The sequence below is a fragment of the Novosphingobium sp. BL-A-41-Hi4A-0G genome, assembly GCF_055521735.1.
In genome coordinates this window covers 1,283,707-1,296,204 of record NZ_CM145501.1, presented here as the reverse complement: position 1 = coordinate 1,296,204, position 12,498 = coordinate 1,283,707, and the positions used below count along the sequence as shown (strand labels likewise).

Below are 12,498 nucleotides of genomic sequence, written 5' to 3'. Positions count from 1 at the left end.
TGCTAGCGTCTTTTCACCTTGCCAGTGGCGTCCGAAGCCTGATCGGCGCGACTCGTTCATTAGTTCGTCGTGGTAAGTTCATCTTGAAGCCATCTGGTTGACGGGCCGTTAAAGATTAGGGGAATGATACAGGTGTCGCGGTAATGCAGGATAAACCATCGGAAGCCCCCGAAATGCTTGATCCGGCACAGCGTCTGGCGCTGGTCTACGCGCCCAGCACTGCGCGGGCAGCGTGGCTGGCACTCTTCCTGTTTGAAAGGCGACTGGCTGAAACCGCGCGACCGGGTCGTGAACCTTTAATGATTCAGCTCAGGCTTTCATGGTGGCGTGATCGGCTTGGCGAGCCCTCTTCCGCCTGGCCAGTCAGTGAGCCGGTTCTGGGTAACCTGAAAGCCTGGAACGAGATGCATCGCGAACTCGTCTGTCTTGTTGATGGATGGGAAGCGCTTGTGGTTGCGGAGGACGGCGGGACCGAACTCGCGAAGGCCCGCGTGGAGTCGCTTGTCGCGCTCGCACGTCTGCTCGGGGTCGATGATGCTGATTCCGTAAGGGAAGCGGCTCGGCAGTTCGTCGATCCGTCGACTGCATCAGGGTTTTCCTCAGCGCTGCCCCGCGCGATGCGGCCGCTAGCGGTGTTGCGCGCAATGGCTCGCCGTGAAGCGCACGGTGGCACGCCAACGCCGTTGCGCGATCTGGGACGGGTCATGTGGGCCGGGCTCCTCGGTCGCTGACTTCACGCCAAACTGGCACCATCTCAGGCTGCTCACGCTCGAAGGCACGGCTAGACCAAGTGCGCGGAGGCGGTGGCGATGGTGCGTGGTTTGCTTGGCGGTCTGGCGGCGCTGATGCTTGTCGCTGCGGGGATATTCTGGTGGCAGGGAAGGGCACAATCCGTATCGGGCGAGGCGTTGCCTGCGCTTGATATCGAGGACGCTTCAGCTGGCGAACCGGAGGATCTGCCCAGTGCCGATGTCGATGGCCTGATGGGGGCCGAGCCGCCGGAGGCAACGGTGGTTGGCAAGGAAACGCGGCGGTTCAATCTGGTCGACAAGGATCGTGACAACCGGATCAGCCGCGCCGAAATGCTGAGCCAGCGCGCGAAGGCCTTTCGCAAGCTCGACAAGGACGGCAACAACCTGCTGACCTTCGAGGAGTGGGCATTCGCCACGGTCGACAAGTTCAAGGCAGCCGATGGCAACAGCGATCTCTTCCTGACGCGTCAGGAGTTTGCGACGACCCGCCCGAAGGACAAGCCCAAGCCGAAGCAGAAGTGCTCGTGCAATTAAGCCGCGTCAGGGCAGGGACGTGATCCAGGCGGACATGTCTGCCTTTGCTCGCTCGGTATAGGCTTCCTTGCGTGCCTTCTTCTTCACATCGTGCAGTGGCGGGAAAAGGCCGAAGTTCACGTTCATCGGCTGATAGCTCTCGGCTTCGGCGTCACCGGTGATGTGGGCGAGCAGTGCGCCGAGGGCAGTGGTGCGCGGCGGGGGCGACCATTGCCGGCCCGCGATCTGCGCTGCGGCCATGAGCCCTGCCAGCATACCCACTGAACCGCTCTCGACATAGCCCTCGCAACCGGTGATCTGCCCGGCGAAGCGGATGTGGGGCGCGGACTTCAGTCGCAGCTGGCGATCGAGCAGCGTTGGCGAATTGAGGAAGGTGTTGCGGTGCAGGCCGCCCAGGCGCGCGAACTCCGCGTTCTCTAGCCCCGGAATCGTCCGGAACACGCGGACCTGCTCGGCATGCTTGAGTTTGGTCTGGAAGCCGACCATGTTCCACAAGGTGCCGAGCTTGTTGTCCTGACGCAGTTGGACGACCGCATAGGGCCAGCGACCGTTGGGATGCTCTGGCGTTGCCCAGTGCGGGTTGTCGAGGCCGACCGGCTTCATCGGTCCGAACCGCAGTGTTTCGACACCCCGTGCGGCCATCACTTCCACGGGCATGCAGCCGTCGAAGTAGGGCGTGTTCGCTTCCCACTCCTTGAACTCTGTCTTGTCGCCCGCCAGCAGTTCCTCGCGAAATGCAAGGTACTGCTCCCTGTTCATGGGGCAGTTGATGTAGTCCCGCCCGTCGCCACCCATGGCCAGCGAGGCTTCCGCCCCCTTGTCCCAGCGCGAGGCCATCCAGGCAACATCCATGTTGATCGAGTCCCGATAGACGATCGGCGCAATCGCATCGAAGAAGGCGAGACTGTCGGCCCCGGTCGCCGATCCGATGCTGTTGGCCAACGAAGGCGCGGTCAGCGGTCCTGTGGCGACGATGGTCAGCCCCTCGGTCGGAAGAGCGTCCACGCGCTCCCGCACGATCTCCAGCGTTGGTTGGGCACGCAGGGCAGCTTCGACTTCAGCGGAAAAGACATCCCGATCCACTGCGAGAGCAGATCCGGCGGGGACACGCGCCTTGGCAGCGACGGCCATCAGCAGGCTGTCGCACTGCCGCATCTCGTAGTGCAGCAGGCCGACAGCGTTCTTCTCATCATCGTCCGAGCGGAAAGAATTTGAGCAGACGAGCTCGGCCAGGCCGTCGCTGTTGTGTGCCGGCGTCGTGTCGCCACTGCCGCGCATTTCGGAGAGACGTACATGAATGCCGCGTCGGGCCAGTTGCCACGCCGCTTCGCTGCCGGCCATGCCACCGCCGATGATGTGTACCTGATGGGTCATGTCGCAGCCCTTGGCATTGCCGCGCCGCTGCGGCAAGACCGTCAGCGGTGCAGAAGGGAAGGGGACAGGTGTCAGAGCGTGGATTGATGGATAAGCGGCCGTGGCTTGTAGCAAGCCTTGTCGCAGGGACAAGCTACTGGCTTGCGTCGAAAGGTCAGGTCCCGGGTCTCTGGCTGATGCTCTGGAAAGGCGCGGGGGTTGCCTTGCTTGCCGCCTACGCCTGGGCGCATCACCCTTCTCGCAATGCACACCTGATCGCGCTGATCATGGCGCTCGGCGCGATTGGCGACGTTGTTCTGGAATTGAACTTTGCCTTGGGAGCCGTGGCGTTCCTGCTCGGTCATTTGGCGGCAATCTCGCTCTACCTCCGCTTCCGTCGGGAGCGCCCGAGTCCAAGCCAGAAGGCTGCAGCGATCGTTACGCTGCTGGCTGTTCCGTTGATATCGCTGCAGCTAACAGGTCAGGCCCAAGTTGCGATCTATGCGCTGAGCCTGTCCGGTATGGCGGCAGCAGCATGGCTCAGCAGCTTTCCCCGCTACCGCGTCGGCCTCGGCGCGATGATGTTCGTCGTTTCAGACCTGCTGATCTTTGCACGCATGGGGCCACTGGCAGGTAGCCCGGTTCCGGAACTGCTGATCTGGCCGCTTTACTATTTCGGCCAGTTCCTAATCGGCACCGGCGTGATCTCCACTCTCCGTGGGAGAGGAGAGTTTAGCTCGCCACAGGCAACCTGACGCGGCCGTCCAGATCCCGTTCAAGCGGACCATAGGCAATGGCGGCGTTCAGCGGCAAGTCAGCGTAGATGTGCGGGAACAGCTGACCGCCACGCGATGGCTCCCACTTCACCGCATCACCAAGCACGGCGAGATCGACTGCGACGACGTGCAGATCAGTCTGTCCGGCAAAGTGCTTGTCGACAGTCTCGGTCAGTTGCGCTTCGGTCGAAAGGTGAATGTAGCCATCCGCAAGATCAATCGGCGCGCCGCTGAACACGCCATCGGTTTCCAACTGCGCCATCTGCGGCGCCGTCAGCACCTTGTAGGCAATGAACAGAACATCGCTCATTCGCTGACGGTGCCTTCGCCCTCAGCCGTATCGCCTGTCTCGTCCTCGGAACCCTCTTCTTCCGCAAGGCGCACGGCGCTGACCACGTGTTCGTCGCCGGAAACGTTGAACAAGCGGACGCCTGCCGAGCCACGACCGATCACGCGCAGTGTCGTCAGCGGCAGACGGATGAGCTTGGCCTGATCGGTCACCAGCATGAGCTGATCTGCCTGCGTTGCCGGGAAGCTCGCTACCACAGGGCCGTTGCGGGCGATGTTGTCGATATTCGTGATGCCCTGACCGCCGCGGCCGGTCCGCCGGTATTCATAGGCAGAGGAGAGCTTGCCATAGCCGTTTGCACAAACCGTGAGGATGAACTGCTCGCGCGAGGCGAGTTCTGCCATCCGCTCGGCAGGAGTCGAAGGCTCGCCTTCCTTTTCGCCCTTCCAAGGCGCGAAGCGCAGGTAATCTTCGCGTTCTTCCGGGCTCGCTCCAACGCGGTGAAGGATCGACAGCGAAATCACCTCGTCATCGCCCTTGAGCGTCATGCCGCGCACACCAGTCGAGGTGCGGCTGGTAAACTCGCGCACTTCGTCGCCTGCGAAGCGGATGGCCTTGCCCGAGCGGGTCGCCAGCAGAACGTCGTCGCTGGCTTCGAGCAGCGCGACGCCGATCAGGCGATCTTCGCTGTCCTCTTCGAACTTCATCGCGAACTTGCCGTTCGACGGGATGTTGGCGAAGGCGTCCATCGAGTTGCGACGGACATTGCCCTTTGCCGTAGCGAATACCACCGAGAGCTTGCCCCACTCTGCTTCGTCCTCGGGCAGTGGCAGTACGGTGGCGATGGTCTCGCCCTGATCGAGCGCCGGCAACAAGTTGATGACCGGCCGGCCGCGCGTGGTCGGTCCACCTTCGGGCAGGCGCCACACCTTCAGACGATAGACCTTGCCCGCCGTCGAGAAGAACAGCACGGGCGTATGAGTGCTGGTGACGAACATTGTCGCCACGGCATCTTCGTCCTTCGTCGCCATGCCCGAGCGGCCCTTGCCACCACGGTTCTGCGCGCGGAATGTGGAGAGCGGGGTACGCTTGATGTAGCCATCGAGGGTAATGGTCACGACCATGTCCTCGCGCTCGATCAGATCCTCGTCCTCGATACCATCGGCGGCTGGCGCAATTTCCGAGAGGCGCGGCGTGGCAAAGGCCTGTCGCACCGCAGCCAGTTCGTCGCGCATCACGCCATAGAGCTTCACGCGGTCGGACAGGATCTCGAGCAGCTCTGCAATCGTGCGAGCCAGGCCTTCGAGTTCCTCGCCAATCTCGTCACGGCCGAGCGCTGTGAGGCGATGCAGGCGCAGGTCGAGGATTGCGCGCACCTGCACTTCGGACAGACGATAGGTTGCGGAGTCGACCGAACCCATGTCCTCGATGGCCTCGACCAGCCTGATGTATGGCGCGATCTCACCCATCGGCCATTCGCGCGAAAGTAACGCTTCGCGGGCAATCGACGGGTTAGAAGAGCCGCGAATGATGCGCACGACTTCGTCGAGGTTGGTGACTGCGATGACAAGGCCGAGCAGGATATGAGCCCGGTCGCGCGCCTTGTTGAGCTCGAACTTGGTGCGGCGGGTGATCACTTCCTCGCGGAAGCGGACGAAGGCCTCGATGATGTCCTTGAGGTTGAGCACTTCCGGCCGACCACCACGGATCGCCAGCATGTTGGCGGGGAAGCTCGATTGCGCAGGCGTATTGCGCCAGATCTGGTTCAATACGACTTCAGGCGTCGCATCGCGCTTGAGATCGATAACGACGCGCACGCCTTCGCGGTTGGACTCATCGCGGATATCCGAGATGCCCTCGATCCGCTTGTCCTTGGCGGCTTCGGCGATCTTCTCAACCAGACCCGACTTGCCGACCTGATAGGGAATGCTGGTCAGCACGATCGAGCGGCGGTCACCGCGCGTTTCCTCGATCTGGTGGCGTGCCCGCATGATGATCGAGCCGCGGCCTTCGTGATAGGCCTTGCGTGCGCCGGAAAGACCCAGGATCAGCGGCGCTGTCGGGAAGTCCGGCCCCGGAATGATCTGGATCAGTTCGTCGATCGTGATCAGCGGGTTTTCGATGTAGGCGAGGCACGCATCGATCACTTCGCCAAGGTTGTGCGGCGGAATGTTCGTGGCCATGCCGACAGCGATGCCGCCCGCACCATTGACCAGCAGGTTGGGGAAACGGGCAGGCAGGACCTGGGGCTCATGCTCCGAACCGTCGTAGTTCGGGATGAAGTCGACCGTGTCCTTCTCGATATCGGCCAGCAGCGAATCCGCGACCTTGGCAAGGCGCGCTTCGGTGTAGCGCATGGACGCCGGCGGATCGGGATCCATTGATCCGAAGTTGCCCTGACCGTCGATCAGCGGAAGCCGCATCGACCAGTCCTGCGTCATTCGCGCCAGTGCGTCGTAGATCGCGCTGTCGCCGTGCGGGTGATACTTGCCCATGCAATCGCCGACGATACGCGCGGACTTGCGATAGGCCTTGGTGGAGACGAACCCGTTCTCGTGGCTGGTCCACAGGATGCGACGATGGACCGGCTTCAAGCCATCGCGCACGTCGGGGAGCGCGCGACTGACGATCACGCTCATCGCGTAATCGAGATAGCTGGTCTTCATCTCGTCGACGATGTCGATCCGCTGGAACTCACCTTCGGGCGAGGGGGCAGGGGGGTCGATGATCGTGGTGTCGTCGCTCACGGGAACAGCTTTTCGTTATAGAGACAAAGGGTGGAATCCGGCCCTAGGACAATTGCCGTTCGATAGCCAGCAAGAGGGGGCCAATCGCCCGGAAACCTCTATGGTTTTCCACACCTGCGACCAAGTGCATGAATATTGGGACAAGGTGCCATTCAATCGTGGTTCACCGTGAAAAGGATAGCGCACAAACCGTTGCCAAGGGCCAAATTCCGCGCCACTAGCGGGATCGACCAGAGGTGAGAGGACACCGGGGTGCGAAGGTGTCGGGGCAGGGTCGCTCCCGCGGACGCATCCGGTCGAACAGGAGACGATTTCTATGCGTGCTACTTTCGGACTGATTGGCAAGACGGCGATGGCCCTCGCGCTTTCGGCCGGCGCACTGTCGGTCACGTCGACCGCGGCTTTCGCCAAGGACAAGGAACCCAAGGCTGAGAAGGTCAGCTACTCCAAGGAATTCGTGGCCGCCGCCGGGCCGATGCAGAAGACGATGACGGCGCTGGACGAAGCCAAAAAGAAGGGTGCCGACGCCGCTGCGCAAAAGGCGGTTCTGGCCAATGCCCCGGCTGAGCTTGCCGCGGCGGAAGCTGCCATCAAGACTCCGCTCGACCGCATGGCAGCCGGTGGCTGGGCGGTCAGCGTCGGCGGCGTGCTGAACGATGTTGCGATGCGCCAGCGCGGCATCCAGAACATGCTCGACAGCGGACAGGTTCCGGCCGCCAACGTTACCGAGTACCAGTTCTACCTCGGCAACTTCGCATATTCGAACAAGGACTACGCCACCGCCGTGAAGGCGCTGACGCCGGTCGTTCAGGCGAACTACAAGGATGACACTGCTGCCGAACTGCTGGCCGATTCCTATGCGCAGCAGGGCCAGAACGTTCAGGCACTCGATGCATTGAAGATGGCTGTAAGCGCGCGCAAGGCTGCTGCGCAGCCGGTGCCTGAAGGCTGGTTCAAGCGCGCGAACCTGATCGCTTACAAGAACAAGCTTGGGCCGCAGGCGATCGAATGGTCGACCCTGATGGTCGAAAACGATCCGACCCCGCTCAACTGGCTCGGTGCCGGACAGCTGGTGCGCGAGTTCAGCCAGTTCACCAACCAGGAATCGCTTGATCTTGGCCGACTGCTGCTGCGTTCGGGCGGGTTCCAGAACGATGCGAAGTATGTCGAACGTGAATACGTCGAATACATCGAAGCGGCTGACCCGCGTCGTCTTCCCGGCGAAGTGCTCAAGGTTGCGAACATGGGCGTTCAGGCTGGAATCCTGAAGGCGAACGATCCGTTCGTGGCTGACGCTACGAGCCAGGCAAAGGGCCGTATCGCGCCCGACAAGGCCTCGCTCCCGGCGCTCGACAAGGAAGCCCGCGCTGCCAAGGACGGCAAGAGCCCGATGGCCATGGCCGACGCCTATCTGTCGTATGACGATGCAGCGAAGGCTGAGGAGTTCTACAAGATGGCGCTCGAGAAGGGCGGCATTGACAAGGATCGTGCGCTGACCCGCCTCGGGATCGCCCAGCTCGACCAGGACAAGTTCGCTGATGCCAAGGCGACTTTCGCGCAGGTCGGCGGGACCCGCGCAGCCCTTGGTCGTCTGTGGCTCGCCTTTGCAAATACGCAGGCCCAGTGATCGCTGACCGTCAACGACCTGAAAAAGAAAAGGGCGGCCCGCGAGGGTCGCCCTTTTCATTTGCCTTCGGGCCTTTGCCGGGTTCAGGCAGCCGGCGAGAACTCTCCGCTTGCTTCGTCTAGCACGTGCAGGATCCCGTCGGAAATTGCGAAGAACGCACCTCTAAGCCGCAGTTCGCCGCTGGCTTCCTTGCGGCGGATGCAGGGGAACGTGCGCAGGTTAGTGAGGCTGGCACGAACGCCCGCCTGCTCCATCGCGCGCTCTGCCTCACGGCCTTCGGTGCCGTGGTTCGCGACGACTTCCTCGCGAACGTCATCCAGAAGCGCGATCCAGTCGGCAACGAATCCACCTTCGCCAGGCTCAGTCCCCTTGAGGCTCTGCGTCAGCGCAGCCTTGCAGCCACCACACATGCCATGGCCCATGACCACGACTTCCTTGACCTTGAGCACCTGCACCGCAAATTCGAGTGCGGCCGAAACGCCATGGTGCCCGGGATTGGTCTCGAACGGAGGCACCATCGCCGCCACGTTGCGGACGACGAAGATCTCGCCCGGATCGACGTCGAATATCTGTGCAGGGTCCACGCGGCTGTCCGAACAGGCAATGATCATCACCTGCGGCTCCTGCCCCTCGCGCAGTTCGCGCCAGCGTTCCAGCTTTGGGGTCCAGCCATGTTCGCGGAAGCGGCGGTAGCCTGCGAGCAGGCGGTCGAGTTCAGGTGAGGGCTGGGTCATGCAACGGGCTAATGGCCGTATAGATTGGGTCTTTCAAGTGCTGGCGTAACGGCTTATCTGGTCGCCATGAACGAGCCGGCCCAGAACCTCCGCCCCGAACGCCAACGCAAGCCTGACTGGATCCGCGTAAAAGCGCCAACCAGCAAGGGCTACGGCGAGACTCGCGCCCTTATGCGCGAGCTTGGCCTCAACACGGTATGCGAAGAAGCTGCCTGTCCCAACATCGGTGAATGCTGGACCAAGAAGCACGCAACGGTGATGATTCTGGGCGACGTCTGCACGCGCGCCTGTGCGTTCTGCAACGTTAAAACCGGCATGCCCCGCATGGTTGACCCGATGGAACCGCTCAACGTGGCTACCGCAGCCGCGAAGATGGGGCTTGAGCACATCGTCATCACATCGGTCGATCGGGACGACCTGCCGGATGGCGGGGCAGGTCATTTCGTAAAGGTGATCAAGGCCCTGCGCGAACTTACGCCCAACACCACCATCGAGATTCTCACGCCGGACTTCCGCAACAAGATGGAAGCTGCGGTCGAGTCGATCGTCGAAGCCGGGCCGGACGTCTATAATCACAACCTGGAGACCGTACCGCGGCTCTATCCGACCATTCGCCCCGGCGCGCGTTACTACGCCTCGCTGCGCCTGCTGGAGCAGGTCAAGCGCCACGATCCGCGCATCTTTACCAAGTCCGGCATCATGCTCGGCCTGGGCGAAGAGAGGCTCGAGGTTCATCAGGTCATGGACGACATGCGCTCGGCGCAGATCGACTTCCTGACCATGGGGCAGTATCTCCAACCTACTCCCAAGCATGCCAAGGTGATCGACTTCGTCACGCCCAAGGCTTTTGAGGCGTATGGCTCCATCGCTCGCGCCAAGGGCTTCCTGCAGGTCGCGGCCAGCCCGCTGACCCGGTCGAGCTATCACGCTGGCGACGATTTCCGGCAGATGCGCGCAGCACGCGATACGCAACTGGCCAAGCTCGCCCAGAAAGCCGAAGTACAGGCCTGAGCTTGCCCCGCATAACCGAAACCCGCACGCTGCAATGGTCGGCCGAACAGATGTTCGACCTCGTTGCTGACGTGCGCCGTTATGGCGAGTTCCTGCCCTGGGTCCTGGCAACGCGTATCAAGTCCGACAGCGAACACGAGATGATCGCTGACATGCTGGTCGGCTTCAGCGCCTTGCGTGAAAAATTCACGTCGCGCGTGCTCAAGGAACGGCCCCGTTCGATCAAGGTCGAGTATATCGAAGGCCCGCTCAAGCGGCTCGAGAACGACTGGACCTTTCGCAGCAATCCGGATGGGGGCTGCACGATAGAGTTCTGTGTCGATTTCACCTTCCGCAGCGCCATCTTCGAGAGGCTTGCAGGCCAGTATCTCGACGCAGCGTTCCGCAGGATGGTCGCCGCGTTCGAGAAGCGTGCGGAACAGCTCTACGGCAGCAACAGCTCCAGCGCGGTCAGCGTCGCCTGAAAGCGCACTTCGGCCCGGGTGCTGGCCGTATCGAACAACTTGAGTTCGGCATTTGTCGCCTCGGGGTCCTCGCCCCGCTTGGCGCAAGCAAACACGACGGTGCCGACGGGCTTCTGCTCTGTTCCGCCATCGGGTCCGGCAACGCCGGTAATGGCCACCGCCACATCGGCGCCGGACTTCTTCAGCGCACCTTGCGCCATAGACCACGCTACCGCGATCGACACGGCACCGAACGTGTCGATAAGGTCTTCCGACACCCCGAGCAGCTGATTCTTTGCCTCGTTCGAATATGTGACGAAGCCGCGATCGAGGACGGCCGAACTGCCCGGCACTTCGGTCAACGCCGCAGCGACAAGGCCGCCGGTGCAGCTTTCCGCAACAGCTACCTTGCGGCCGATTGCGGCATTTTCTTCAATGACCCGGCGCGCGAGATCACCAATTTCGGCGGGAAGCAGACTGTCCATGGGCATGATCTCAGGCTGCCGGCTTGCAGATCGGGAAGGACGATGCCTTACCGGGCTTCGGCTTGTCAGCCAGCACGAGAACGAAAGTGACGAGTTCAGCCGTGTTTTCCGGGGGCAGCGGCGAAAGCAGGCGGACGCCACGCTCGATTGCCGTGCACTGATCGGGCTTGATTTCGCCGCTCACCAGTTCGCTGACCATTGCCTCGACGAAAGGCTGCACCGCATTGTCGGGCAGGTTCTTCATCATCTCGGCCATTTTCGGGTCCTTGCTCGAGCCGAGCTTGAGGAACGCCGTCTTGGCCATCGGCCAGTTATCGTTCTTCCGCGCAGCATAGCGGCCCAGGAACTCGCTGCCGCGCGTCGCGAAGTATCCGTTTGAGGACAGATGTGGCTTGCAGCTCTTTATGGTGCCGTCAATTACCGAGGGCAGTGCGTATCCGACGAGGGCCGTCACCTCGCTCTCGCTCAGGCATGGTGCAACGTCCGTCGCTGCATGGGCGACCTGTCCCTGGGCCATGGCCATGAATGCCAGTGCTGCAGCGGCTCTACGATATGACATCATGATTCGTCTGCTCCTGCTGCGTTCAGCGGGCAACGACTGTTGCCACGGCCTGTGCCGCGATACCTTCGCCTCGGCCGGTCAGGCCCAAGCGTTCCGTGGTGGTCGCCTTCACCGAGACGGCGGCCAAGTCAATCCCGAGAATCCGGGCAAGCGCTTCACGCATGGCGGATTTATGCGGTCCGATCTTCGGTGCCTCGCAGATGATCGTCACATCCACATTGGCGATCTCGTAACCTGCTTCGCGCGCAAGATGAGCGGCATGCGCCAGAAAACGGTCAGACGAAGCACCCTTCCACTGAGGATCGGATGGCGGGAAATGATCGCCAATATCGCCCAAAGCGACTGCGCCAAGCAGTGCATCGACCAACGCGTGAATTGCTACGTCGGCGTCTGAATGCCCGGAAAGGCCTTTTGCGTACGGCACTTTAACCCCGCAGAGCCAAAGTTCCTCACCCTCGACAAGCCGGTGAACATCAAAACCCATGCCAGTGCGGGGCGCGCGTATCATGTCCTGCTCCTCGAGATCGGCGGCAAACGTAACCTTGCGCAGGGCTTCATCACCGGGTGCAAGCAGGACTTCGTGCCCAGCTGCGACCGCCACTTGGGCATCATCGCCTGCATCCAACTCGCCTTGCCAGCGGCGGTGAGCATCGAGGATTGCGCTGAAGTTAAAGGCCTGCGGAGTCTGGACGCGATAAAGCTCTTCGCGTTCGACCTTTCCGGACATGGCATCGCCGGCGCCACGGATCATGCTGTCGACGACTGGAAGAACGGGAATGGCGGCAACGCCGCGCAGCAAGGCTTCCATCAGTCCGCCGATCACCGCTTGTGACAGCAAGGGCCGGGCAGCGTCATGGATCAAGACTTGCGCGGGAGCGTCAGCCTCCAGTGCTTCGAGCGCAAGTCGGACCGAAGCCTGCCGGGTCTCGCCACCGAGGACAAAGCGAACACCCGCCAGACCATTCAGTGAATTCGCCGCAATTTCTTCCCAACCTTCGGGAATCGCAACCATGATGGGGCGGACACCTGCTTCCACCAATGCTTCGACAGAGTGGCGCACCAACGGCTTTCCTCGCCATTGAACGAACTGCTTCGGCACCGTTCCGCCTGTTCGCAGACCTTTGCCTGCAGCGACGACAACGGCAGCGGTCGATCTGATGGAAAGAGGGAGGGGTTCGGTCATCC

13 protein-coding genes are annotated in these 12,498 nt (G+C 62.0%); 6 read left to right on the top strand and 7 right to left on the bottom strand.

Features of this window, described 5'->3' with window-relative positions:
• Positions 1 to 173: 173 nt before the first annotated feature.
• Both ACZ1JX_RS06370 and ACZ1JX_RS06365 read left to right on the top strand, forming a co-directional pair.
• Entirely contained in the window at positions 174 to 731 is a 558-nt protein-coding gene (locus ACZ1JX_RS06370) for a hypothetical protein (RefSeq protein WP_465125915.1), read from the top strand.
• 78 nt (positions 732 to 809) lie between these two features.
• The gene (locus ACZ1JX_RS06365) at positions 810 to 1,286 is read left to right on the top strand and encodes an EF-hand domain-containing protein (RefSeq protein WP_465125914.1); all 477 of its coding nucleotides are present in this window, start codon (positions 810 to 812) and stop codon (positions 1,284 to 1,286) included.
• A 6-nt stretch (positions 1,287 to 1,292) separates the two neighbouring features.
• Here ACZ1JX_RS06365 and trmFO read toward each other — a convergent pair whose 3' ends face one another.
• A complete protein-coding gene (trmFO, locus tag ACZ1JX_RS06360; protein ID WP_465125913.1) occupies positions 1,293 to 2,660 on the bottom strand; it encodes a methylenetetrahydrofolate--tRNA-(uracil(54)-C(5))-methyltransferase (FADH(2)-oxidizing) TrmFO in 1,368 nt (455 codons plus the stop codon).
• A 176-nt stretch (positions 2,661 to 2,836) separates the two neighbouring features.
• On the opposite strand from trmFO, the gene ACZ1JX_RS06355 reads away from it, so the two are divergent.
• Positions 2,837 to 3,394 carry a lysoplasmalogenase gene (locus ACZ1JX_RS06355; protein ID WP_465125912.1) on the top strand — a complete coding sequence of 186 codons (558 nt, stop codon included), beginning with the start codon at positions 2,837 to 2,839 and terminating at the stop codon, positions 3,392 to 3,394.
• On the opposite strand, the gene ACZ1JX_RS06350 is transcribed toward ACZ1JX_RS06355, so the two are convergent.
• A complete protein-coding gene (locus ACZ1JX_RS06350) occupies positions 3,372 to 3,725 on the bottom strand; it encodes a DUF952 domain-containing protein (RefSeq protein ID WP_465125911.1) in 354 nt (117 codons plus the stop codon). The genes ACZ1JX_RS06355 and ACZ1JX_RS06350 overlap by 23 nt on opposite strands.
• Entirely contained in the window at positions 3,722 to 6,451 is a 2,730-nt protein-coding gene (gene gyrA / locus ACZ1JX_RS06345) for a DNA gyrase subunit A (RefSeq protein ID WP_465125910.1), read from the bottom strand. The genes ACZ1JX_RS06350 and gyrA overlap by 4 nt, the downstream gene beginning before the upstream one ends.
• A gap of 316 nt (positions 6,452 to 6,767) precedes the next feature.
• Between gyrA and ACZ1JX_RS06340 the strand changes: the two genes are divergently transcribed.
• Positions 6,768 to 8,078: a hypothetical protein gene (locus ACZ1JX_RS06340; RefSeq protein ID WP_465125909.1), complete on the top strand. Its 1,311-nt coding sequence runs from the start codon at positions 6,768 to 6,770 to the stop codon at positions 8,076 to 8,078.
• A gap of 83 nt (positions 8,079 to 8,161) precedes the next feature.
• On the opposite strand, the gene ACZ1JX_RS06335 is transcribed toward ACZ1JX_RS06340, so the two are convergent.
• On the bottom strand, positions 8,162 to 8,812 hold the full coding sequence (locus ACZ1JX_RS06335) for a carbonic anhydrase (protein WP_465125908.1): 651 nt from the start codon (positions 8,810 to 8,812) through the stop codon (positions 8,162 to 8,164).
• 66 nt (positions 8,813 to 8,878) lie between these two features.
• On the opposite strand from ACZ1JX_RS06335, the gene lipA reads away from it, so the two are divergent.
• Entirely contained in the window at positions 8,879 to 9,823 is a 945-nt protein-coding gene (gene lipA / locus ACZ1JX_RS06330; protein ID WP_465125907.1) for a lipoyl synthase, read from the top strand.
• Between the two features lie 2 nt (positions 9,824 to 9,825).
• Positions 9,826 to 10,287 carry a type II toxin-antitoxin system RatA family toxin gene (locus ACZ1JX_RS06325; RefSeq protein WP_465125906.1) on the top strand — a complete coding sequence of 154 codons (462 nt, stop codon included), beginning with the start codon at positions 9,826 to 9,828 and terminating at the stop codon, positions 10,285 to 10,287.
• On the opposite strand, the gene ACZ1JX_RS06320 is transcribed toward ACZ1JX_RS06325, so the two are convergent.
• The 3 genes from ACZ1JX_RS06320 to ACZ1JX_RS06310 are packed head-to-tail and all read right to left on the bottom strand — an operon-like array spanning position 10,248 to position 12,496.
• Entirely contained in the window at positions 10,248 to 10,751 is a 504-nt protein-coding gene (locus ACZ1JX_RS06320; RefSeq protein WP_465125905.1) for a CinA family protein, read from the bottom strand. The genes ACZ1JX_RS06325 and ACZ1JX_RS06320 overlap by 40 nt on opposite strands.
• A gap of 10 nt (positions 10,752 to 10,761) precedes the next feature.
• On the bottom strand, positions 10,762 to 11,313 hold the full coding sequence (locus ACZ1JX_RS06315; RefSeq protein ID WP_465125904.1) for a hypothetical protein: 552 nt from the start codon (positions 11,311 to 11,313) through the stop codon (positions 10,762 to 10,764).
• 22 nt (positions 11,314 to 11,335) lie between these two features.
• A complete protein-coding gene (locus tag ACZ1JX_RS06310) occupies positions 11,336 to 12,496 on the bottom strand; it encodes a bifunctional 2-C-methyl-D-erythritol 4-phosphate cytidylyltransferase/2-C-methyl-D-erythritol 2,4-cyclodiphosphate synthase (protein WP_465125903.1) in 1,161 nt (386 codons plus the stop codon).
• Between the last annotated feature and the right edge of the window lie 2 nt (positions 12,497 to 12,498).